This window comes from Swingsia samuiensis, assembly GCF_006542355.1.
Classification (GTDB): domain Bacteria; phylum Pseudomonadota; class Alphaproteobacteria; order Acetobacterales; family Acetobacteraceae; genus Gluconobacter; species Gluconobacter samuiensis.
Window position 1 is genome coordinate 1,057,501 of record NZ_CP038141.1, and the last position, 23,647, is coordinate 1,081,147.

Genomic DNA, 23,647 nt, shown 5'->3' on the forward strand with positions numbered 1-23,647 from the left:
AGCGTTCCGTAAGTCTGCGAAGGAGACGGGGTGACCCTCTCTGGAGATATCGGAAGTGCGAATGCTGACATGAGTAGCGACAAACAGTGCGAGAAACACTGTCGCCGAAAGTCCAAGGGTTCCTGCGCAAGGTTAATCCACGCAGGGTGAGCCGGCCCCTAAGGCGAGGGCGAAAGCCGTAGTCGATGGGAACTAGGTGAATATTCCTAGGCCTGCCAGAAGTGACGAATGGAAAATGTTGTCTGTCCTTAACGGATTGAACAGGCTTTTTGACCATTCCAGGAAAGAGCTCTGGCATATAGACCGTACCCGAAACCGACACAGGTGGACTGGTAGAGAATACCAAGGCGCTTGAGAGAACGATGCTGAAGGAACTAGGCAAATTGCTCGTGTAACTTCGGGATAAACGAGACCCATTGGTGGGCAACCATCAGTGGGTGGCACAGACCAGGGGGTAGCGACTGTTTAGTAAAAACACAGGGCTCTGCGAAATCGAGAGATGACGTATAGGGCCTGACGCCTGCCCGGTGCCGGAAGGTTAAGAGGAGATGTGCAAGCGTTGAATCGAAGCCCCGGTAAACGGCGGCCGTAACTATAACGGTCCTAAGGTAGCGAAATTCCTTGTCGGGTAAGTTCCGACCTGCACGAATGGCGTAACGACTTCCCCACTGTCTCCAGCATCGGCTCAGCGAAATTGAATTCCCCGTGAAGATGCGGGGTACCCGCGGTCAGACGGAAAGACCCTATGAACCTTTACTGCAACTTTGCAGTGGCATCAGGAAAATTCTGTGTAGGATAGGTGGGAGGCTTTGAAGCCGGGGCGCCAGCACCGGTGGAGCCATCCTTGAAATACCACCCTGAATTTTTCTGATGTCTAACCGAGACCAGTAAGCCTGGTCCGGGACCCTGCATGGTGGGCAGTTTGACTGGGGCGGTCGCCTCCCAAAGTGTAACGGAGGCGCGCGATGGTGGGCTCAGGCCGGTCGGAAACCGGCTGTTGAGTGCAATGGCATAAGCCCGCCTGACTGTGAGAGTGACAGCTCGATCAGAGACGAAAGTCGGCCATAGTGATCCGGTGGTCCCACGTGGACGGGCCATCGCTCAACGGATAAAAGGTACTCTAGGGATAACAGGCTGATCTCCCCCAAGAGTCCACATCGACGGGGAGGTTTGGCACCTCGATGTCGGCTCATCACATCCTGGGGCTGGAGCAGGTCCCAAGGGTTCGGCTGTTCGCCGATTAAAGTGGTACGTGAGCTGGGTTTAGAACGTCGTGAGACAGTTCGGTCCCTATCTGCCGTGGGTGTAAGAGACTTGAGAGGATTTGTCCCTAGTACGAGAGGACCGGGATGAACGCACCTCTGGTGCACCGGTTGTCGCGCCAGCGGCACAGCCGGGTAGCTAAGTGCGGACGGGATAACCGCTGAAAGCATCTAAGCGGGAAACCCACCTCAAAACGAGGTCTCATAGAGCCGTGATAGACCATCACGTTAATAGGCCGGGTGTGAAAGTGCAGCAATGCATGCAGCTAACCGGTCCTAATCGCTCATACCTCTCACATCAACACATGCACAGAAATCAGTCACACTCCTCATTCAATACACCAACCCAATCACCACCCTCTCATGATAGGGTGAGCTAGAAGACCTGGTGGCTTTGGCGAGGGATCTACACCCGATCCCATCCCGAACTCGGACGTGAAAACCCTCAGCGCCTATGATACTGCACCTTAAGGTGCGGAAAAGTCGGTCGCCGCCAGGTCCCCTAGCTTACCCTCAATCCTTACCAACATATCCACCAGCGCGGGGTGGAGCAGCCCGGTAGCTCGTCAGGCTCATAACCTGAAGGCCGCAGGTTCAAATCCTGCCCCCGCAACCATCTTAACGAATTTTCAGATAACACATCAACCGCACGACCTTTCCGGTCCGTTGCGGATTTTTGCGTTTGTGCCGCGTGCAATAATGCCACCAATTTACCCTCAAGCTCAACGCTATGTATCCGCCATCCCATGTGACAATGACACGATCAATCCAGGCTGCGGACTGCCCCCGTGGCCTCCAGACGAATACTCGGGGCGTTGAGCGATGGTCACCAAGGTCGATACCTTCGAAGCGTACACAGCGGCGAGGTTATCGGGGAGGGTTGGTATGTGTTGGGGCATGGTCCCATCATGGACCACCATTGTGAAGAGGGGGATGTGCGCGCTCTGGCGCGCTTTGGGTGTGCGTTTTGTTTTTGTAGCCATGTCAGGCACTCCGAGATGTTGGGGGAAGAACAGCTTGCGTTCTCTTCTCTTCGTCATCTGGGTACACCCCCCCAGGGGAGGGAAGTTGATTATGTAAGAAAAATGCAAACATTATGCTTTTCTTTTGCGCGTTCGTGGTAGGGGTGTGCCCTGTGGCCAGAGATCGTGTTCCCGTTCCTGTGCCTGCAACATGCGGGTTGCTGGGCCTGTTATAATGAATGGCGGCAATCCATGGTGCCGTGCGCCTAGAATAACGGCGTTGTGGCGCTTCCAGCAGATATAGCCTAACCGTGCTCCTGTTTTACCCAGACCCGTGGTGGCGGAGAGGCCACTATGGTTCAAGGAGTAAAGTGCCACGGCTCATGGCGTGTATTCGTCGGGATTGCGCGCGAAAATCGTAGATTTTCGCTGAAGTGCGCCCTCTCCCTTTTGGCCTTTCAGCTCCATGGTTGGGTGTGGTGAAAAAGATGGTGTGACAATGCCGCCTTGATGGCCACCAAGGAAATCATACAATGCTTTGACGCGGTGGAGATCACGCGCAAAATCGGGTAGGGGAATGTCCAGTTGACGGAGCATACGCCAGAGCGCGTTTTTCTGCTTGGCCCCATTGGGGAAGCCTGCGTCGTAGAAGGCGGCGAGATCAACAATATCGCCCGGTGTGAGGGTGAGCGCATCGTCTAAGCGGGGGACCGAATTGCGGTATTGTCAGAGTGTCGAAATATTGCGAAAATGAGGGATGCCGCAGAAGGCGGCAGCAGTGCCAGAATGACGAAAGCCTAACGCTATGCCGCGCGGACGCCCACACAAAAATCCTGAAGACGTTACCGTTAAGAAGCCTGCCGCGAAAGCGAAGGCAAAAGCGACGATGGCCAATTTGGGCTTTGAGGCACAGATGTTTCAGGCGGCGGACAAGCTGCGGAAAAATCTTGGGGCGTCTGATTACAAGCATGTCGTGCTTGGCTTGGTTTTTTTACGGTATATTTCCACCGCCTTTGAAGCCCGTCATGCTGCCCTGATGGCGGAGGATCCGATTGCGGCGGAAGATGCGGATGAATATCTGGCGGAGAATATTTTCTGGGTGCCGGTTGGGGCACGTTGGTCTCACTTGCAGGCGAATGCGCGTTCGGCCGGGATTGGCAAGATCATTGATGATGCGATGCTGGAGATCGAGAAGGCTAATCCTGAGCAACTGAAAGGGGTTTTGCCGAAGGATTATGCCCGTCCTTCGCTGGATAGTGTGATGCTGGGAGAGTTGATCGACCTGATTGCCAAGATCGGTATGGGGGGGAGTGACGATCAGGCGCTGGACGTGCTGGGCCGCGTGTATGAATACTTCCTTGGAGGTTTTGCGGGGGCAGAAGGCAAGCGCGGCGGAGAATTTTACACGCCCTCAAGCGTGGTGCGAACTCTTGTTTCGATGATCGAACCCTATAAGGGCCGTGTTTATGACCCGTGCTGTGGCTCTGGCGGGATGTTTGTTCAGTCTGAGCGCTTTGTGGAAGAACATGGCGGCAAGCTGGGTGATATTGCGATTTATGGGCAGGAGAGCAACCATACCACATGGCGCTTGGCAAAGATGAACCTTGCTGTGCGGGGCATTGGTGCGGATATTCGCTGGAACAATGAGGGTAGCTTCCTGCGCGATGAACTGCGGGATCTGCGCTTTGATTATATCCTTGCTAATCCGCCCTTTAACATTTCCGATTGGTGGAATGACGCGCTTGAGGAAGACCCGCGCTGGACGGATTACGGCAAGCCCCCGGCCAGCAATGCGAATTACGCCTGGTTGCAGCATATTTTATGGCATCTGGCCCCCCATGGGGTAGCGGGTGTGGTGCTGGCCAATGGCTCCATGTCCTCCAATCAAAACAACGAAGGCGAGATCCGTCGCCGCATGGTGGAAGCCGATGTGGTGGATTGTATGGTCGCACTGCCGGGGCAGTTGTTTTATTCCACGCAAATTCCGGCCTGTCTGTGGCTTTTGACCCGGAATAAAAAACCGAAAGACTGGCGTGACCGGTGCGGTGAGATGCTCTTTATTGACGCCCGTAAGCTTGGCTCCATGGTGGACCGTACTCGTCGGGAACTGACCGATGCGGATGTGGCAAAAATTGCGGCCATCTATCACGCATGGCGCGGCGAGAAAGGGGCGGAGGACTACGCGGATATTGCCGGGTTCTGCCGTTCTGTCTCGCTGGAGGAGGTCGCGCAGCATGGGTTTGTGTTGACGCCGGGGCGTTATGTGGGCGCAGAAGAACAAGAAGAAGACAGCGTGCCCTTTGCGGAGCGTTTTGCAGCGTTGGAGAAAACCTTGCAGGAGCAATTCCAGCAAGGGGAGGCTCTGAACGCGAAAATTAGCGCATCGTTAAAGCAGATTGTGGCGGAGGGCGCGGAATGACTTTGTATCTTACCCCCCTAGAGCGTGCGTTGGACCGTTTGATAGAAGGCTGGGCGCGCCATGCAGGGGAGCCGGATGATGAGCAGTTGCGCGATGGGCTGATTCAGCGTTTTGAATTTACCTATGAGCTTAGTCACAAGACCTTAAAGCGTTTTTGGGAGAGCATCGCGGCCTCCCCCGATGAATATGACCGCATGGGTTTTCCGGATTTAATCCGCTCCGCCAATGAAGCGGGTTTGCTCAAAAGCGCGTGGCCGCAATGGAGCGTGTTTCGGAAAATGCGGAACATGACCAGCCATACCTACAATGAATCCTCCGCAAAGCAGGTTGTGGCGACCATTCCAGACTTTATTGAGAAAGCCCGTTTTCTGTTGGCAGCGTTGAAAGAGCGGGCAGAGTGACGGGGCAGGTGGATATTACGCCGGAAGAACGGGCGATTGTGCAGCGTATTTTGCGTGACATTGTCCCAGACCGGGAGGTGCGCGTCTTTGGGTCCCGCGTGACGGGCAAGGCCAAGCCGTTCTCAGATTTGGATTTGGCGATTATGGGCGATGAGCCTTTGCCTTTAGCCGTGCGGGCACGGTTGGAGGAGGCGTTTTCTGAGGCTGACCTGCCGTGGAAGGTGGATGTGCTGGACTGGACGCAGGCCGATGCGCGGTTTCGGGGAATAATTTATAATTCAGGTACTATAATTTTATGACTAATTGGCAAGAGAGTACCCTCGAAAGCTGTATTGAGGTTTTGCTGGATTATAGAGGAAAAAGCCCACCTAAATCGCCAGTGGGAATTCCTGTTTTGTCGGCGAAAGTTGTAAAAACTACGGGACTGCAGCAGCCGATAGAACAAAAAATTCATGTTGATTATTATACGACATGGATGGTGCGAGGTTTACCTCGTGCTGGTGACGTTGTGATGACTACCGAAGGTCCGATGGGGGAAGTTATTCAGCTTAACGAAGAAACAGCTAAATATGCTTTGGGGCAGCGCATAGTTTGTTTGCGGGGGAAAGATGGCACTTTAGATAATACGTTTCTCCGTTATCTTTTATCTTCGCCATCGCAGCAGAAAATAATCGAGAGTTACTCGACTGGAACAACTGTCCCGGGGATTAGTCAAAAATCTTTACGGTCTATCCCCATTTTTTACCCATCATTTGAGAAACAAAAATGTATTGGGTCTCTGCTTTCCGCCCTTGACGATAAGATTGATCTGAACCGTCGGATGAATGAGACGCTGGAGGGGATGGCGCGGGCGTTGTTTAAGGACTGGTTCGTCGATTTCGGACCAACGCGCGCAAAAATGGCCGGGCAAAAGCCTTATCTCGCTCAGGACATCTGGGACATGTTCCCCAATCAACTCGATGACGACGGAAAGCCCGTTGGGTGGGTGGTGGTTTCTCTTAAAGACTTGGCTTCTTTATGCAAAGAAACCGTTAACCCTTCGGCTTTCCCAGACAAAAAATTTGAGCATTATAGTTTGCCAGCCTTCGACAATGGAAAAACTCCAGTGTGTGAGGTGGGAATATCCATAAAAAGTGGAAAGTTTATTGTAGCTCGCGGTTCTATTCTTCTATCAAAATTGAATCCTGAGATTCAGCGTGTCTGGCTAACAAGTATGCAAAAGCAAGAAAATACCAAGGTATGTTCAACCGAATTTTTGGTTCTATTACCGCACGCAGAATTATTGCGGTCTTTAGTTTATTGCATTTGTGTAAGTGAAAAATTTCAAGAACAGATAGTGTCTATGGTTACGGGTACCTCTAAGAGTCATCAAAGGGTTAAACCGAGTGAAGTTATATTATTGAACGTAAGCGTAGGTTCAAAGGCGATGTTTGAACAATTTTCTCAAATAACAGGAAGATTTTTTGAGAAAATTGAACAAAATTCGAATGAAATAAGCTCTCTTGCCCAAATGCGCGATCTTCTCCTCCCTAAGCTTATGTCCGGAGAAATACATATCAAGGATGCGGAGAAAATGGTGGGGGATATTTTATGATGTTTCAGCCTGTTTCTCCGTGCACTATTTGCCTGAAAGCCGCCTAACTCCATGAGCTTCCTCTCCGAAAACGACATCGAAAATTGGGCCTGCGAGATACTGTGTGAAACAGGATATGCACTGGCGGATGGCTCGGATATCTCGCCCGGTGGCGCGCACCCAGAGCGGGATTCACTGGCAGATGTTGTGTTGGAGGGGAGGCTAAAAGCCGCGATTGCACGGCTGAACCCGCATTTATCCGAAAGTGAGCAGGATGAAGGCTTGCGGGCCGTTTTGAGGGAGGACACACCGGACCATGTGGAGGAAAACCGCCGTCTGCATGGTTATCTGATTGACGGTGTGCCGGTCGATGTTGTGCGGGAGGATGGGACACAATCGGGCGACCGGGTGCGGTTGTTGGATTTTGACGATCCGTGGTCTAATGATTTTCTGGCGGTGCGGCAATTTGTGGTTGAAAAGCCTGATGTGAACCGCAGGCCGGATATTGTGCTGTTCATTAATGGTATGCCGCTGGGTGTGGTGGAATTAAAAAGCCCAAGCTCCGAACAGGCGACGTTGGAATCCGCGTGGAACCAGTTCCAGACCTATCGGCAGTATATTCCATCGCTGTTCCGCTTTAATGAAGCGCTGGTGATTGCGGATGGGACACAAGCGCGGGTTGGCTCCCTCACGGCGGATTATGACCGTTTCATGCCGTGGCGTACGGTGGATGGTGAGCAGGTTATTGCGAAAAACCACGAAGAGATGGAGACGGTTCTGCGCGGTGTGTTCGCGCCGGGGTGGTTTCTGCCGTTACTGCGTGATTTTGTGCTGTTTACGGAAAAGGACGGTTGCCCAGTTAAAATTTTAGCGGGGTATCACCAGTTCCACGCTGCTCGCCGTGCTGTGACGCAGACGGTCCGCGCGACTGGTGGCCTGACGGGGGAGGCTGGGGATAAGAAGGTCGGGGTTATTTGGCATACGCAGGGTTCCGGTAAGAGCCTGTTGATGACGTTTTATGCCGGGGTGATTGCGCGACACCCAGAAATGGGCAACCCGACGATTGTTGTGTTGACGGACCGTAACGATCTGGATGATCAGCTTTTCGCGACATTTTCCGGGGCGCAGGCGCTGTTGCGGCAAAAGCCGGAGCAGGCGGAAGATCGCGCGCAATTAAAGTCGTTATTGCGACGTGTATCAGGCGGTGTGATTTTTACGACGTTGCAGAAATTCCAGCCGGAAGAGGGCGCAACAGAACTCCCGCTTTTAACGGATCGACGCAATGTGGTCGTGATGGCGGATGAGGCGCATCGCAGCCAATATGGGCTGAAGGCGAAAGCTGACAATAAAACCGGTGCTGTGTCGTACGGTTTTGCAAAGCATTTGCGGGATGCGCTGCCCAATGCGTCGTTTATTGGCTTTACGGGTACGCCGGTTGAGACGGTGAATTCTAACACGCGCGCCATTTTTGGCGATTATATTGATGTGTATGACATCGCGCAGGCGGTGGAAGATGGCGCGACGGTCCCCATTTATTATGAGAGCCGTCTGGCACGGATCCAGCTTGATGAGGATATAGCGGGCGAGTTGGACGACGAGTTGGCGGAGATCGTCGACGGGCTTTCGGAAAATGAAGAGCACAAGTTAAGCCAGAAATACTCGCGGGTTGAGGCGCTGGTCGGAGCAGAGCCGCGTTTGCGGAGTGTGGCGGCGGATATTGTGTCTCATTTTGAGGCGCGTCTGACCGCGCTTGATGGCAAGGGCATGATTGTGTGCATGAGCCGTGCCATTTGCGTGGATTTATACAACGAGATTATCCGCTTACGCCCGGAATGGGGCGGTACAGAAGATCATGATGGTGTGATTAAGGTGGTGATGACGGGGAGTTCGTCTGATCCACAGGAATGGTTACCCCACATTGGGAAAAAGCCAAAGGATCGTCGGGAATTGCTGGCAAAGCGCATGAAGAATAATGCCGATCCGCTCAAATTGGTGATTGTGCGGGATATGTGGCTCACCGGGTTCGATGTGCCGTCCATGCACACTATGTATGTTGATAAGCCGATGCGCGGGCATGGGTTGATGCAGGCGATTGCGCGCGTCAATCGGGTGTTTAAGGGTAAGCCGGGCGGTTTGGTGGTGGATTATATCGGGCTGGCCCAGAATTTGCAGAAGGCGCTGGGACAGTACTCCGCCGGGGACCGGGATCAGGTCGGGATTGATGAGGACGAAGCGATCCGCATGATGCTGGAGCGCTATGAGATTGTGGAGGCGATGTTCAATCCGGGTCAGCCGGGAGGATTTGATTATCGCCCAGCCTTAGCGGAGGGGGCGACGCCGCAGAGAAAGTTGCAGGCTATGGCCGGTGCGTTGGATCATGTGCTGGGACAGCAACAACAGGACATGGTGAAAGCGAAATCCGATGAAGAGCGCAGGGCGGCTGAGCGTCGTTTTCCTGAAGCTGTAAAGGGCTTGTCGGTTGCTTATGCGCTGGCCTCGGCCAGTGATCAGGCGCAGCTATTGCGTGATGCGGTTGGGTTTTTCGAGGCTGTCCGCGCGGCGTTGATGAAGAAGGTGGCCGATGTGAAAGGTGGCCGGAGCGTGCAGGACCGGGAGCTAGCGGTTAAGCAGTTAATCAGTCGCGCTGTCATCTCGACGGATATTATCGATATTATGGAAGCCGCAGGGATTGGGCGGCCCGATATTTCGATTTTATCGGATGCGTTTTTGCATGAAGTGCGAGAGATGCCGCAGCGTAATTTGGCGATTGAAGCGCTAAAGAAGCTGTTAGAAGGGCAGATCCGCACGCGGGGTGCGTCTAATATGACGGAGGCTGAACGGTTCTCGGAGCGGTTGGAAAAAGCCGTAGCCCGGTATCATGCCAATGCTCTGACTTCGGCTGAGATGCTGGAGCAGTTGATTGCCATGGCAAAGGAGATGGCGGAGGCCCGTGATCGGGGCGAAGAGTTGGGTCTATCGCCAGAGGAAGTCGCGTTTTACGATGCGCTCTCACGCAATGAGAGTGCGAAAGAGGCGATGGAAGACCCCGCTTTGCGTACGCTTGCCGGTGCGCTTGTCGTCACGATCCGCAATAATGCCACGGTGGACTGGACCATCATGGCGCAGGCCCGCGCTAAAATGCGGAAAGAGGTCAAGCGCTTGCTCCGCAAGCACGGATACCCGCCTGATTTCTCAGAAGAGGCCATCCGCTATATTCTCAAACAGGCTGAAGAGTTCGCTCCCTCATGGGCTGCGAAGGCTTGATGGTTTGAAAACTGCGGTTTTTGTTGGGTTGGTGGGCCGGGGTTATGTGTTCGCTAAAGTTGGTATCCCACCCCCGCAACCACTTCCCCATCAAAATCTATAATCCCCACAGCCTCATTAGATTATAATTAAAACTAGAGAGACTGAAAAACGTTGCTTTGTTGCTAGCTGTTTTTACCTTTAAGGAACATACAAAAATATTTTTATAATAGCTTAGAATGAAATATTTTTGTATGTTCCTTGAAAATCCTGTTTTGGACTGTGTTTGATATATATATATAAAGGAAAGTTTCATGATGACGAATGATGATATTTCTGCTTGGGACGCAGTCCGAACTGAAGAAAATGAAGTTTCTACTCAAGAAAACAGAAAAAAAGAACTTATAAAGCTTTTGGATATTAACCCTCGAGCTAAAAGTGTTTACGACGCTAAAGGTTGTGAGACTGTTGAAGCTTGCTTTGAACTAGCTAATATCCTCCATACAGATGGGCAGGTGCTAGAAGCAGCATCTTTTTATGGAGAAGGATTTGATTTGCATGATAAAAATCCAGCTCATTATCCTTTAGCGCAGTCATTTCTTCAGACAAAATTGTTGTGTTTGATGAAAGCTGGACATTCTATTGAAGAAAAAGATCTGGATACTTTGAAATCGTTTTCTATACCATATTATAATTTTATTAAGGGGATACAGTTAGGTTGGCAGCAGAATAATGTTGATTTGGCTTTAGAAACTATAGGAAATGCATATGAGGAATTTCATACAGGGGAAGAGATTGATAATCTTTATTTAGAGTTGGCGTTAAAAAAATTTGGAAGTTCGTTATTTGGAGAGGTAAAAGGAACAAGCATAAAAAAAATACCTAACAACTTGTTCTTTTATTGGGATAAAAATCCCCCAGAAGAAATTCAGCAAAATATAGATTATCACCAAAGTATTGAGAGTTTGTCGGTTAAGGTTTTCGATAAAGAAGAAGCTGCTGAATGGCTATATGAAAATTATGGATTAGAAACTAGAGAGTTATTTTTGAGTGCTCGTCATCCTGCTGAAGCTGCTGATTTTTTAAGGGTGCATGTAATTAATCTTCTTGGTGGGTGGTGGCTGGATGCAGATATCAGGTTATCTCAGGAAGGTATTAAATTTATTGATAGTGTAAACTCAGAGGGGGTATATTTTTTAACAAGAAAATTTGTTGTTCATAATGATTTTTTTGGCTCTGCAGAGAATAATCCAATACTTAACGATTGCTTGCTAAGTTTGTATAGGAATAGTTATCTCCATAAGGGTCTATTTATTGCGTATAAAACCGGTCCAGGTGTTTTTAATCGTGCATTCAATCGTTTGATTCATCGGAGAGATGAGGGATTGTCTATGGAAAATAAAATAGAGATTTATAGCCAAGATGATTTCAATCAGTACATTGAAGAGTTTCATACGCCTTACAAACATATTTTACCGTCATGGTATACGGCTTAATAAAAAGTACTTTTGGAAGGTAGGCGATCGTGCAAAAAAAAATTCTTATTGCGTTCAGGACGCATTATTGGAATGAAGTTACTGACTTTTTAGCTCGTAAATTATATGCAGCCACCCTGAATTTTGATTTTGTCGTTATGGCTGATGAGACTAACGGTATTATTGATACAAAGCACTTTGAAAAAGTTTCACATACATCTGATATGTTTAGCGCAATAGAACTGCCTCATTGGCCTGCTTCGTATAATAATTTGCATTATAATGGAGATTACGTTTTATATGATTTAAGAAAAAAGAAGCCTGGTTATGATTTTTATGTGCTAGTAGAAAATGATGCGATAATTAATTTTGACATTGAAGGTCTATTAGTTACTTCTTTAGAACAAAACATTGATTTTATAGCGAAAGTAGATGAAGTTAATAGCTCCCTTCATGCGCCTTATCATGAAAAATCAAAACGATGGTTTAAAAATACAGGGCGATCTTTTTTTCCATTTGTTGCAGTTTCAAGTAACTTTGTTGATGAGTTATACGCTAAGAGGCTTATGATAAGTAAGGCCATTTCAAATGAAAATGAGTGGCCATATTGTGAAAGTTTTGTAGCTTCATGTGCTCTATCGACTGAAGGTATAAAAATTATTAATTTAGATGATATAATTGATACATCTGATTATCAATTTATGAATCATAAATATGTGTTTGATACAAAATATTATAGGAGAAATTCTATATGCCATCCTGTTGTGGGGAAAGAGTTTTTAGAAAAGAATTTAATTGTTAATCATATAACTGCATTATTTGATAAAAAAACCAGCTTATACAGTGGTGTAAAAGCGATGGCTCAAGAAGGTGATTTTTCCTTTGTTGAGAAGTTGGAAAATATAATAAAAGAAAAGGATATTAGTCTCTTAGAGCGTTTTAAGGATTTTGCTTTTTCGGAAAAATGGATTGAGCATATTCCGGCAATTAATTTGGCCTTGGGAAAACCTGCCACCCAATCATCGGTGTCACATTATTCGACGCATCAATCTGTAGAGAAAGATGCGGCTCTTTTAGTTGATGGGCGGATTATTCCTGAGACTAAATCTCATACTGCTAAAGAAAAAAATCCTTGGGTTCAAATAGATTTGGAGTTACTCGCGGAAATAAGATTTGTAGTAATTTATGTGAGACCTGTTAATTTCCATATTTTCAATGACTTTTTTATATCTTTTTCTGAAAATGGATTTGATTGGGAAGTTAAATATATGAAAACAGATGGGGTTTTCAAGGATTCTAGTGATTTAAAACCGATTGCGATTAAATTTAAGAGAGGAAACTTTGCGCGTTTTGTTCGAGTAACATTAGATGATTATGAGGCTTTGGCGTTAAATCAGATAGAGGTGTATAGCTATTAAAAGCAGATTATTTCTAAAGGGATTTTGGGATGCGTTATCTTATAACAGGCGGGGCAGGGTTTGTCGGTAGCCATGTTGTTCTTGCCTTACTTGATGCTGGTCATGATGTAGTAGTGCTTGATAATTTGAGTACTGGCCATCGTAAGGCAGTTCCCTTAGGTGTTCCTTTTCATCACGTTGATCTTCTCGATTACGAAGCAACTTCTGCCGTTGTTGCGCAAGGACCTTGGGACGGGGTTCTTCATTTTGCGGCTCTTTCCCTTGTCGGGGAGAGCATGCGGGATCCATTTTATTATTTACGTCAAAATTATCTTACAGCGTTAAACCTTGTTCAGTCTTGTGTCGCGCATGGAGTGAAAAAGATCGTTTTTTCTTCCACGGCTGCTCTGTTTGGAGGTGACGAGCGTTTAGATCCTATTCCTGAAACTGCGATTGTTCAGCCCGGCTCCCCTTATGGGGAGAGTAAGTTCATGATCGAACGAGTACTTCACTGGGCGGATTCAATATATGGTTTACGAAGTGCTTGCTTGCGTTACTTTAATGCTGCGGGAGCAGATCCATTCGGTCGAGCAGGAGAAGATCATCGCCCAGAAACACATTTAATCCCGCTTACGATTGATGCTGCTTTAGGGCGACGTCCAAAACTTAAGCTTTTTGGCATAGATTATCCGACAAAGGATGGATCATGTATCCGTGATTATATTCACGTTACGGATTTGGCTGAGGCGCATGTTAAGGCATTAGCGCAAATAGATGATAGAAGTGTCGTATATAATATTGGAAACGGGCATGGGTATTCCAATCTTGAGGTGATTCAAAGCGTTGAGCGTGTAACCGGTCGAAAAGTCCCGTGGGAGGTAGGACCTAGGCGTGAAGGGGATCCTTCTTTGCTGGTTGCTGATTCAACTACTCTTCGACAGGAGACTGGGTGGACACCACTTTTTGGAGATTTGGATCGTATTGTGGAAACAGCATTTCTGTGGCGTGAAAAAAATCCAAATGGATATGAGTGATAGTTATACTTCTTTAGCTTATGGAATAGAGTAATGAGATTTTGCATTGTTGGAGCGGGATTTAGTGGTGCAGTTATTGCGCGGCATCTTTCTGAGCAAGGATATAAGGTTCTTTTGTTAGATGAGCGTTCGCATATTGCTGGAAACTGCCATACTGAACGAGATGAAAAAACAGGAGTCATGGTCCATTGTTATGGACCTCATATTTTTCATACAGCAGACCAACGTGTATGGGATTATGTACAGAGGTTCGGAAAATTTCGTCCTTACACGAATAGGGTAAAAGCCATTTCTCAGGGGCGATTATATACTCTTCCTGTTAATCTTCTAACAATTAATCAGTTTTTTAATAAAACTATGTCTCCATTAGAAGCACGAGCTTTTATTGAAGAAAAGGCAGATAAGTCAATTCAAGAACCAAAAAATTTTGAAGAGCAGGCCCTTTCGATGATAGGGCATGAATTATATGAAGCCTTTTTCCATGGCTATACAAAAAAACAGTGGGGGTTAGAGCCTAAAGAGTTGCCTGCAGCTATTCTTAAGAGGTTACCTTTACGTTTTAATTACGATGATAATTATTTCAATCATCCATATCAAGGGATGCCTGAAAATGGATATTCTGAAATTGTTAAAAATATTTTGAACTCAAACAATATTGAAATTCGATTAAACACAAAATTTGAAGATGTTGAAGAAGAGTTTCAACATGTCTTTTATACAGGACCGATAGATCGTTATTTTGATTTTTCTCTTGGAAGATTAGGTTACCGCACATTAGATTTTGAGCGTATTGAGACTGTTGGGGATTATCAGGGAGCTGCTGTGATCAACTATTGTGACCAGCAGGTGCCCTTCACTCGTATTTCAGAGCACAAGCATTTTGCTCCTTGGGAAGCAGATTCTTTAGAAAAAACAGTCGCTTTTAGAGAATATAGTCGCTTGGCAGAACCTAAGGATATCCCTTATTATCCAATTCGTTTGGTTGATGAAAAAACGATGTTAGATAATTATATTTCTTTAGCAAAAAATACATCCGGTGTATCTTTTTTAGGACGTCTGGGGACGTACCGTTACTTAGATATGGATATAACTATTTCTGAGGCATTAAAGGCTTGTGATCAATTAGATGATCTTCTGTCCAAGAAGCTTAAGATACCGACTTTTTTTATCGATCCAAGTTAGCGTAAAAGTAAGCTTTTGGTAATTTGATATTGAGTTGTTTTATGTTTTTTAATGGTAAGAAGGCCGCATCAAGTTAGGAAATATGACCCAAAAGCTTTAATGACAACGTGGAATAATGATTGTATATTTGTTCAATGGATGATTTAATTAATTATAAACAAACTCCTAAAGCTGTTGCACAAAATAAGGGGGAGTGGCCCTCCCCCAAGTATAAATATAGTATCGTGACGACGGCTCGTTGGGAAACGGCTTATATTAAAGAGTGGATAGCTTATCATTTATCTATAGGCTTTGAGCATTTTTATATTTATTGCAATGATGATGATCCTAGCGAATTATATAGAGAACTTTCTCCGTTAATAATTGAAAAAAATTCAAAAATTACCTTTTTGCATTATGGCATTAAAGGCGCTCAATACCAAATGTTTTTGCATTATTTGTATAATTACTCTCATGAGACGAAGTGGTATATATTTTTAGACGTAGATGAGTTTATTTGCTTAAAAGGTGTGAATAATATTCGAAAATTTGTTGAACACCATGTCAAAAAATATAATGATTTTGACGCGTTGTATTTTAATTGGTCATTATATGGCACGAGTGGGTTTAAAAAACGTCCCAAAGGAGATGTTCTTAATAATTACACTCATCGAGAGGAAGGGCTGTCTCCACTCACGAAAATTCTGACAAAAGCAAGAGCATTCTCCTATCGTGAGTTTTTCTTAAAGCCTCATGAGGCTATTCATCATAATATAATGAATGTTTCTCCTGATATGCGTGGTATTAATGTATTGGGTGCAGATATGAGAAATTATTATGATGATTTCCCCAATAGAATATGGGCATATTTGAAAGATGGTGATAATATGCAGCAGATTTTAGATGTGGGCTATATTGCTCATTTTAATGTAAAGTCAGAGCAAGATTTTGAATTGCGATATAATCGAGGGGTTGCAGGGAATTTCATTCAGCAAAAGCAATGGATCTCTATGAACCAGTTAGAAAGAAACATTTTTTTGACGTTAACCAACAAAGTAGAAGATCGATATCTTTCTGATTATTGGACGGCCCTCTCAAATAGTCACAAAAAATGTGTATTCCCTTTACCTAAATGGCCATTAATTTCTGATTATGGTTCAGTTACACAATCCTCAACGGTTTTTCCTATATCTGTAGAAGAAGATGCAGAGCAGGTTTTTTCAGGAAATATTGGTAATTATCCGGCTAACCATACGAAGCAGGAAAATGATCCTTGGTGGCAGGTGGATTTAGAAAACCGTCATATAATTCATCAGGTTCGCGTTTTTAATCGGCTTGATGATGTTGTAGAGCGGATTGCTAATCTTGCGTTCTTCTCTTCAGATGATGGTGAAACATGGACTGAGTTTTATAGTAAACGAGATGGTATTCCTTTTGGCGGCGCAGACGGAACGCCTCTTATTTGGACAAGTGACGAAGGAATACCTTTGCGGTTTCTTAAAATTGTAGTTCTTGGGAATGATACATATCTTCATTTCACTCAAATACAGATCTACGGGAATAGAGTGGCGTAATGAATGCTTTTATACTCGGTGTTTTTCCTTATTGAATAAAATATTCAATATTTTCTGTTGCTTATTTCCATTCTTGTAGAGTAACTCTCTCCCAATTATTGATTTGGATGAAAGTTATTCGAAAGATGAAAAGCCGCTATTTTGCCTTGACTGCTTTTACGGCGTTATGTGCATTTGCACCTTTTTATTCTGCCGTGGCACAACGGCAAATACCGGCTTCTTCTGAACAAACAACATTAGGCTTTGTTCGTCTGACCCTTAATACAGGGGGAGAACGACCTGAAGCATGCCTAAGGTTTGACCAAACGCTCGATAGTACAGCCGTCACACATTACGCAGACCACGTGACGGTGACACCACAAGTGCATCCAGCCCTTCGAGTGGAAGATCATGATTTATGTATCGGTGGCCTTGCATGGGGAACACGCTATCGGATAGCGGTTTCTCCCGGAATGGCGGATGCTCACGGAAATCGTCTTTCCGCACCCGTTTCAGTCTCCGTGATGACAGGAGATCGCAAAGCACAAATCGCGATGGGAGGAGCTGGTTATATCCTTCCCAAGCGGACAGCCTCTGGCATTGATATTCAGACGGTTAACATGGATCGTGTGCGTGTTGCCGTTTGGCGTATGTCACAACCTTCCATAGAGCATTTAATAAAGAATGATGATATTGATCTGGCGGCCTCTTCAGTAACACGCTCTCAACTTGACGAGTTACGACAAACACAACTGACAAAAGTTTGGTCCGGTACGCTGGATGTGGATAATGTAAAGAACATAATGTCCACAAAGTCTTTTCCTCTGGCAGGTGTCGTTCAAGGGCAAAAGGCGGGTATTTATCTTGTAACAGCTGAAGATGCTGCAACTCCAAAAGATAGAAGCTTTATGGCGGACGCGTCGTCTGAAGCACTATCTGAAGCGGATATTGAAAAGGAGATTGCCGCACATTGGGTTAAAGTATCCGATATGGGGCTCTCGGCTATACGCGGAAGTGATGGTTTGCACGTTTTTGCACGTTCGCTTGCCACAGCAGAGCCGATGGTGGGAATAAAGATTTCCCTGACGTCGCGAGGATCGGATGAGCTTGGAACGGTCACAACAGATGATGCAGGACAGGCGGTTTTTGCATCGGGCCTCATGAATGGGAAAGAAGCTGAAACCCCCAGTTTAATTCTTGCGACTGCTCCTGATGGAGATACTGCAACGATACGCGTGGATGGATCATGGTTTGATTTATCGGATCGTGGAGTCGATGGTCACGAAACTTCCAAGGCTCAGCAAGCGGTTTTGGTAACAGATCGTGGCATATATCGCCCAGGAGAGACCGTAAATATCACCGCGTTGTTGCGGGATCATAAGGGTGAGGCTATTTCCTCACAACCGCTCATTCTTGCTCTTTCTCGACCTGATGGAGTTGAGGTGCGTCGGGTGGTGCTCCCCGCGCAAGCCAGTGGAGGCTTTGTAACGACAGAGCAACTGACCAGCAGTGCTCCTCACGGTCGGTGGACGATCAGTGCTTATTCTGATCCGACCTTGCCTCCGATTGGAACGACAGAGATTTCAGTTCAAGATTTTGTTCCTCAAACGCTTGGGGTAAAATTAACGTCTACAGCAAAGGCTTTTCCTACGTCCGGAGCATTGGATGTTGTATTGGATGGGCAATATCTTTATGGCGCACCTGCTGCCGGATTACACGGAGATGGCCGGGTAAAAATCTCTCTTGATGATGCGCCAATTGCTGGGTTTGATGATTATAGTTTTGGTTTGAATACAGAACATGTATCGGGAGACGAGCAAAAGCTTTCCGTTCCAGATGCCGATGCACAAGGACGTTCGGTAATCGCCGTTCATCCTGACATCCCTCAGGGTTTGAGCCTCCCTTTGAAGGCGACGATTACGGCATCTATGCAAGACCCGGCTGGCCGAAGTGTTGCTCAAACCCTCACCATGCCGTTAACGCGTACACGTCCGCTGATCGGCCTTAAGGTTAAAGACAGCGGCGGAGGGGATGATCAGCAAGCTGTATCTGTTCCAATGGATGTTGTTACATTTGGACCAGATAATAAGCCGCAAGCATTGCATAATTTAGCTTGGTCAATTGTACGCGAAAATGAAGTGTATGATTGGATCCATGATGATGGTCGGTGGTCTTTTCGCGAGCATGTGATTGATGAACCGGTTCAGCATGGTGCAACCGATACAGGAAGTGATGGTCGTGCTCATTTTGCTCCTGCGTTGGTCCCCGCACGGTATCGTTTGATTGTATCAGACCCTGCAACAGGAAGTGCATCTTCTCGTGAGTTTTATGTTGGTTGGTGGTCTGCGGGGGATGATAAACCCAATGCTCCAGACCGCTTGGTGGTCACACCGAAAGACAAAACCCTTGCGGCAGATGGAACAACGACCGTTCATATCGATGCGCCTTTTGCAGGACAGGCGCAGATCGTTATGGCGACGGATCGTGTAGAGTCGGTTCGTAACATTAATGTGCCCAAAGGTGGGGTCGATGTGCCGGTGACCGCCAGTGCAGACTGGGCCGGTGGAGCGTATATGTTGGTGACGCTGTATCGGTCGCTTCAAACGCCGGCACGTGCGCACGAGCCAACACGAGCGGTTGGTGTGGCCTATATTGGGTTGGATCAATCCGCTCATCGCTTAGGGGTATCAATTGATGCGCCAAAAGAAAGTCGTCCCCAAGGGAAGATGGTTGTTCCTGTCACGATTACGGGAGGGAAGTCTGGCCCAGTCCATGTAACGTTAGCGGCGGTTGATAAAGGTATACTCGGGCTGACGGCTTGGAAACAACCTGATGTTTTTGATCTGATTTATGGACGGCGTGAGCTGGGAGTGGATGTAACGGATACATACGCTCACCTTCTCTCTCCGACTGGAACGGCAGGAACTATTCATGAAGGGGGTGATGTTGGCAGTGGAGAAGAGGGGGATACCGCCTCACTTGCCGTGACCTCAACACACATTGTGTCATTATTCTCCGGCGATGTGACACCTGATGCGAATGGCCATGCTCAAGTTGCGCTTAATGTACCAGACTTTGAAGGAACATTGGGTTTGATGGGCACCGCCTGGAGGGATGATGCTGTTGGAACAGGGCAGGCAGAAACGATTGTTCGTGATCCTGTCTTTGCTGATCTGACCTTGCCGCGTTTTATGGCCCCTGGAGATACGGCAACCAGTCTTGTTTCTTTGGTAAATACAGATGGAGAAGCAGGACATTACACGGTGAGTTTGACCGTAGATGGGCCGCTTACGCTTCCACAAACACATGATTTTGCATCTGATTTGGCTAAAGGGGAGCGCAAAAGCTTCTCTACAGTGTTAACAGCTCATGAGGCTGGGATTGCTCATCTTCATCTGGCTTTACACGATAAGAATGGAAAAACAGTTCTAACCCGTTCGTGGGATATTCAGATACGTTCTGGCCATATGCCATTAACGACTTCTGTTATGCATAAGCAGGCATCTGGTGAGAGCTATACCGTTGACCCAGCACTTTTAGATTCTTTTGAACCCGGTGCTGCGTTAACGTTGAGTTACTCGGGTGTTGGTGGAATTGATACCGTTGGGTTGCTCCAATCTTTAGAAAGTTTCTCTTGGGGCTCTTCAGAAAGCCTTGCTTCGGCAGCTCGGCCTTTACTTTTGTTCAAAGGGCATAAGCAACTCGGTTTAGAGACCATTCCCGGTGGGCCAGATAAACGTGTTCAAGATGCGATTGCGGCCTTGTTGGACCGTGAGGATGAAGGCGGCCGAATTGGGGATTGGCGTTTAAATGACGGTGGCACATTACCGTGGACACAAATCTATCTGGTTGATTTTCTTTCACGCGCTAAGGCTGCGGGGTATGCGGTGCCTGATGCAGCACTTGGCCATGCGTTAGACTGGTTGGAAACGGAGCAGGGCCAAGGGAATGGATCGGACGAAAGCTCCAGCTCTGGTGATATAGCTGTAACGCCTGAAAGCAAGGCATACGCACTTTATGTGTTAGCGCGTGCAGGGCGTCTGAATACGCCTGCCTTGCGGGCGTTATACGATAACGTCAATACCGAAGGCGGTAGTGGTACCCGTACGCTCTTCTGGGGAGATGGGCCTGCCAGTGATAAAACGCGAGCAGATGCGTTAGCGCTTGGTCATCTGGCGGGAGGCTTGGCTCTGGCTGGCCAACATAAACAAAGCGACGATACGTTTGGCATGGCGGTCGATGCTCTTGGCCCTACGCGTGTTGGTCGGCCTGGATTGCTTGACTTTGAGTATTGGACGTATGTGCGTGATCTGGCAGGCCTTACCCCTCTCGCAGCTGAATCTGGCAATCACGGATTAGCACAGAAGTTGGCGGATCGTTTTTCGGGTTTGACTCTTGGCCCTGCAGAATTGTCGGATGAGAGCAAGATGGATCTGCTTGAAACGGTGGCGGCTATGAACCAGAATGTTTCAGGTGTAGGGATTTCTGTGAATGGGCATGCACAGCCCCAGCCTCTGCAATTGCCTTTCTCTGTAACGCCTAAAACATCAGAGCTGAAAGGCTTTACGGTTTCCAATTCGGGCTCGATCCCTTTGTGGCTTGCTGTGACGGTTACAGGCTCTCCTAAAGATGTTTCCAAGCCAATCACACAAGGGTTTAACATGAATGTATCCACACGTGGGATGCATGGTGAACCCGTGGATGTCACAAAATTACGCCAGAATGATCGTTTTATCGTTGTGATTGAAGGGAATGTAACAGATCACGATCAGCACCATTGTGTGCTTGTGGATATGTTACCTGCTGGATGGGAAATTGAAGGGCTTGCTCAAGGAAAGAAACTTGAAGATGATCCTGAAAATCAGATTGGTGCAAAAGACGACACAGACACCAAGAATGAAGGGTATGACTTCTTGGGGGTAACGAGCGATACCCGCTTTGCTTCGATACAGGATGATCGTTTTGTTGCCGCGTTTGATTTATCTCCTAATGGGGATGCAAACAGCAACATGGAAGATATTGGAAGGTCGAGCTTCCGTGTCGCTTATATTGTTCGGGCTGTTACGCCGGGCACGTTCTTGCGCCCAGAAACGGTCGTGAAAGATCAGTACCGCCCAACCATGACTGCGCGTTCAGCGGCAGGTGTTACGACGATTACCGCACGATGATCCTGCATATCCGGGGGAAGAGGCGTGTATTCTTTGGAATACGCGCTTTTGTCCTTGGGGGGGTATGTATAGGAGGGATAGCTTTTGTAGCGGATCGTGTATTCCCTCCTGATTTAAGCCGTGCGCAGGCTTATGCACTGATCCTTCATGATCAGGATGGTCATTCTTTGGATGCGCGGGTCAGTGCGGATGGGTATTGGCGTTTACCCATAAAGCCAATGGATATTGATCCGGTATATCAGAAACTACTTTTAAAAACGGAAGACCGTCGTTTCTGGTGGCATCCAGGGGTCGATCCATTTGCAGTAATGCGCGCCGCAGGCCAATTGGTGATTCGAGGGCATATTGTCTCGGGTGGGTCTACTCTGGCTATGCAAACAGCACGGCTTTTAACACCACATCGGCATAGTTGGCGTGGCAAGATTGAGGATGCTTTGCGGGCGATTCAGCTTGTCTGGCGGTATGGTCATAGAGGTGTTTTGAACTTGTATGTCACACTTGCACCAGAAGGAGGGTCAATAGAAGGCGTTCGTATGGGCTCATTACATTGGTTTGGGCACGAACCGAAATATCTTTCACCTTCTGAGGCAGCATTACTGGTTGCTCTTCCGCGGCGTCCAACTGCTTTACGCCCTGATCGTCACCCCAAGGCAGCTTTGAGCGCAATGAAGCCGATTATGGCGCATATTCATATGCTGCCCCCTGAATCACTTCCTTTACGATTAGATAAAGGACGTACATGTCATGATGCTCCCTCATTACTTGCGCATGAATGGCACATGAAGGTGCGTGGGGTTGTGCGGACAACCCTTGATCGGGAGCAGCAGGAAACAGTGCTGCGCATCTTACACATGAGTAACCCACCGCGGCGTGGTGGGTGGGCTGCATTGGTTGTTCGTCGTAATGGAACGGTAGCGGCATGGGTCGGTAATGCGGGGAATGAGTGCCCTGGCTGTGCTGCTGATATGGTACTGGCTTGGCGTTCTCCTGGCTCTACGCTGAAGCCTTTTATTTATGGATTAGCCTTTCAGCAGGGGCTTCTTTCTTCTGAGACGTTAATGCAGGATAAAGTTGCTCGTTTTTCAAGTTATACACCCCGGAATTATGATCGTGTTTTCCATGGGGCGACAACGGTACGGACAGCGTTACAACAATCCTATAATTTACCGGCTGTGCGCGCTTTGGATCTTATTGGAGCACGTTATTTCACCCAGACTTTATTGGATAGCGGAATAGATATTCGTCTGCCGCGTGGTGCATCGCCCAATCTCGCCATTGCGCTGGGCGGGGCCGGGGTCAGAATGTTAGATCTAGGGCAGTTATATAATGCTTTGGCTCGTGATGGCTTGAGTGCTCCTTTAAAAGTGGTTCGGTCGGAAGAGCAGAAGGAACAATCGGTTCGCTTGTTCAGTCGAGAGGTGGCGCAGCAGATTCTTTCTATTTTACGTGGGACACCGCTACCGACAGGGATGTTGAATAGTCCCGATCGAAGCTTGGCGTTTAAAACTGGCACATCATACGGTCAACGTGATGCGTGGGCCGCTGGAGTGCGGCATGGATGGACGGTTGTTGTATGGGGGGGGCGGCCAGATGGTGCGCCAAGCCCAGGTATTACGGGGCTGAGAGTAGCGGCTCCGGTAATGGCACAAATTATGGATACTTTGCCAAATGGCCCCCATACACTTGAGCCATTTACGCGGGCTTCCGGGCGGATTGCACCTTCGCTTGCTGCGTTACCAGAAAAATCAGGCCCACATCTTGTTTCCCCGCCAGATGGAGCGACAGTTGAAAGCTTTTCTGATGATGGCACGGCTACACCGATTGGGTTTGAAGCAACGGGTGGGACTGCCCCTTACCGATGGATTGTGAATGGGCATGTGTTGAATATACCCACAGGGGGAACCCCTTCTTGGGTACCAGATGGCCCCGGCTTTGTGCATATAACGGTTATAGACGCAGAGGGACGTAGTGCATCCGCAACTGTTCGGGTGCGGTAGGC

At 47.7% G+C, this 23,647-nt stretch carries 14 protein-coding genes, 1 tRNA gene and 2 rRNA genes (1 of these 17 cut by a window edge); 15 read left to right on the forward strand and 2 right to left on the reverse strand.

The window, feature by feature from the left end:
• The 3 genes from E3D00_RS04895 to E3D00_RS04905 form a co-directional block, all read left to right on the forward strand.
• Nucleotides 1-1,562: ribosomal RNA gene (locus E3D00_RS04895) — 23S ribosomal RNA — on the forward strand (it extends 1,175 nt beyond the left edge of the window).
• Nucleotides 1,563-1,646: 84 nt separating this feature from the next.
• Nucleotides 1,647-1,761: ribosomal RNA gene (gene rrf, locus E3D00_RS04900) — 5S ribosomal RNA — on the forward strand.
• Nucleotides 1,762-1,801: 40 nt separating this feature from the next.
• Nucleotides 1,802-1,878: transfer RNA gene (locus tag E3D00_RS04905), tRNA-Met, on the forward strand.
• A gap of 478 nt (nucleotides 1,879-2,356) precedes the next feature.
• On the opposite strand, the gene E3D00_RS04910 is transcribed toward E3D00_RS04905, so the two are convergent.
• Both E3D00_RS04910 and E3D00_RS04915 read right to left on the reverse strand, forming a co-directional pair.
• Nucleotides 2,357-2,602, reverse strand: a complete 246-nt coding sequence (locus tag E3D00_RS04910) for a hypothetical protein (protein WP_141460458.1) — start codon at nucleotides 2,600-2,602, stop codon at nucleotides 2,357-2,359.
• Nucleotides 2,603-2,605: 3 nt separating this feature from the next.
• Nucleotides 2,606-2,821 carry a hypothetical protein gene (locus E3D00_RS04915; protein ID WP_141460460.1) on the reverse strand — a complete coding sequence of 72 codons (216 nt, stop codon included), beginning with the start codon at nucleotides 2,819-2,821 and terminating at the stop codon, nucleotides 2,606-2,608.
• Between the two features lie 208 nt (nucleotides 2,822-3,029).
• Here E3D00_RS04915 and E3D00_RS04920 point away from each other — a divergent pair, with 208 nt between their 5' ends.
• From E3D00_RS04920 to pbpC, 12 genes are all read left to right on the forward strand, one after another.
• Nucleotides 3,030-4,643, forward strand: a complete 1,614-nt coding sequence (locus E3D00_RS04920) for a class I SAM-dependent DNA methyltransferase (RefSeq protein WP_141460462.1) — start codon at nucleotides 3,030-3,032, stop codon at nucleotides 4,641-4,643.
• Entirely contained in the window at nucleotides 4,640-5,044 is a 405-nt protein-coding gene (locus tag E3D00_RS04925; RefSeq protein WP_141460464.1) for an HI0074 family nucleotidyltransferase substrate-binding subunit, read from the forward strand. Before E3D00_RS04920 ends, E3D00_RS04925 begins: the two co-directional genes overlap by 4 nt.
• Nucleotides 5,041-5,343 carry a nucleotidyltransferase family protein gene (locus E3D00_RS04930; protein ID WP_141460466.1) on the forward strand — a complete coding sequence of 101 codons (303 nt, stop codon included), beginning with the start codon at nucleotides 5,041-5,043 and terminating at the stop codon, nucleotides 5,341-5,343. The genes E3D00_RS04925 and E3D00_RS04930 overlap by 4 nt, the downstream gene beginning before the upstream one ends.
• A complete protein-coding gene (locus tag E3D00_RS04935) occupies nucleotides 5,340-6,638 on the forward strand; it encodes a restriction endonuclease subunit S (protein ID WP_141460468.1) in 1,299 nt (432 codons plus the stop codon). The genes E3D00_RS04930 and E3D00_RS04935 overlap by 4 nt, the downstream gene beginning before the upstream one ends.
• A gap of 51 nt (nucleotides 6,639-6,689) precedes the next feature.
• Nucleotides 6,690-9,881: a type I restriction endonuclease subunit R gene (locus E3D00_RS04940; RefSeq protein WP_141460470.1), complete on the forward strand. Its 3,192-nt coding sequence runs from the start codon at nucleotides 6,690-6,692 to the stop codon at nucleotides 9,879-9,881.
• Between the two features lie 293 nt (nucleotides 9,882-10,174).
• Complete coding sequence (locus tag E3D00_RS04945; protein ID WP_141460472.1) at nucleotides 10,175-11,356, forward strand: glycosyltransferase family 32 protein; 1,182 nt, start codon at nucleotides 10,175-10,177, stop codon at nucleotides 11,354-11,356.
• 29 nt (nucleotides 11,357-11,385) lie between these two features.
• Entirely contained in the window at nucleotides 11,386-12,753 is a 1,368-nt protein-coding gene (locus E3D00_RS04950) for a discoidin domain-containing protein (RefSeq protein WP_141460474.1), read from the forward strand.
• Nucleotides 12,754-12,782: 29 nt separating this feature from the next.
• Complete coding sequence (gene galE, locus E3D00_RS04955; protein WP_141460476.1) at nucleotides 12,783-13,766, forward strand: UDP-glucose 4-epimerase GalE; 984 nt, start codon at nucleotides 12,783-12,785, stop codon at nucleotides 13,764-13,766.
• Nucleotides 13,767-13,799: 33 nt separating this feature from the next.
• Nucleotides 13,800-14,948: a UDP-galactopyranose mutase gene (gene glf, locus E3D00_RS04960; RefSeq protein WP_141460478.1), complete on the forward strand. Its 1,149-nt coding sequence runs from the start codon at nucleotides 13,800-13,802 to the stop codon at nucleotides 14,946-14,948.
• A gap of 134 nt (nucleotides 14,949-15,082) precedes the next feature.
• Nucleotides 15,083-16,501, forward strand: a complete 1,419-nt coding sequence (locus tag E3D00_RS04965) for a glycosyltransferase family 2 protein (protein WP_141460480.1) — start codon at nucleotides 15,083-15,085, stop codon at nucleotides 16,499-16,501.
• A 125-nt stretch (nucleotides 16,502-16,626) separates the two neighbouring features.
• Nucleotides 16,627-21,648, forward strand: a complete 5,022-nt coding sequence (locus tag E3D00_RS04970) for an alpha-2-macroglobulin family protein (protein ID WP_181442003.1) — start codon at nucleotides 16,627-16,629, stop codon at nucleotides 21,646-21,648.
• The gene (gene pbpC / locus E3D00_RS04975) at nucleotides 21,645-23,645 is read left to right on the forward strand and encodes a penicillin-binding protein 1C (RefSeq protein ID WP_141460484.1); all 2,001 of its coding nucleotides are present in this window, start codon (nucleotides 21,645-21,647) and stop codon (nucleotides 23,643-23,645) included. The genes E3D00_RS04970 and pbpC overlap by 4 nt, the downstream gene beginning before the upstream one ends.
• The last annotated feature ends 2 nt before the right edge of the window (nucleotides 23,646-23,647 follow it).

Coding starts and splice junctions, on each gene's coding strand:
- E3D00_RS04915 (WP_141460460.1), bottom strand. CDS start 2,821: ATGCTCCGTCAACTGGACATTCCCCTACCCGATTTTGCGCGTGATCTC.
- E3D00_RS04920 (WP_141460462.1), top strand. CDS start 3,030: ATGCCGCGCGGACGCCCACACAAAAATCCTGAAGACGTTACCGTTAAG.
- E3D00_RS04925 (WP_141460464.1), top strand. CDS start 4,640: ATGACTTTGTATCTTACCCCCCTAGAGCGTGCGTTGGACCGTTTGATA.
- E3D00_RS04935 (WP_141460468.1), top strand. CDS start 5,340: ATGACTAATTGGCAAGAGAGTACCCTCGAAAGCTGTATTGAGGTTTTG.
- E3D00_RS04940 (WP_141460470.1), top strand. CDS start 6,690: ATGAGCTTCCTCTCCGAAAACGACATCGAAAATTGGGCCTGCGAGATA.
- E3D00_RS04945 (WP_141460472.1), top strand. CDS start 10,175: ATGATGACGAATGATGATATTTCTGCTTGGGACGCAGTCCGAACTGAA.
- galE (WP_141460476.1), top strand. CDS start 12,783: ATGCGTTATCTTATAACAGGCGGGGCAGGGTTTGTCGGTAGCCATGTT.
- glf (WP_141460478.1), top strand. CDS start 13,800: ATGAGATTTTGCATTGTTGGAGCGGGATTTAGTGGTGCAGTTATTGCG.
- E3D00_RS04965 (WP_141460480.1), top strand. CDS start 15,083: ATGGATGATTTAATTAATTATAAACAAACTCCTAAAGCTGTTGCACAA.
- E3D00_RS04970 (WP_181442003.1), top strand. CDS start 16,627: ATGAAAAGCCGCTATTTTGCCTTGACTGCTTTTACGGCGTTATGTGCA.
- pbpC (WP_141460484.1), top strand. CDS start 21,645: ATGATCCTGCATATCCGGGGGAAGAGGCGTGTATTCTTTGGAATACGC.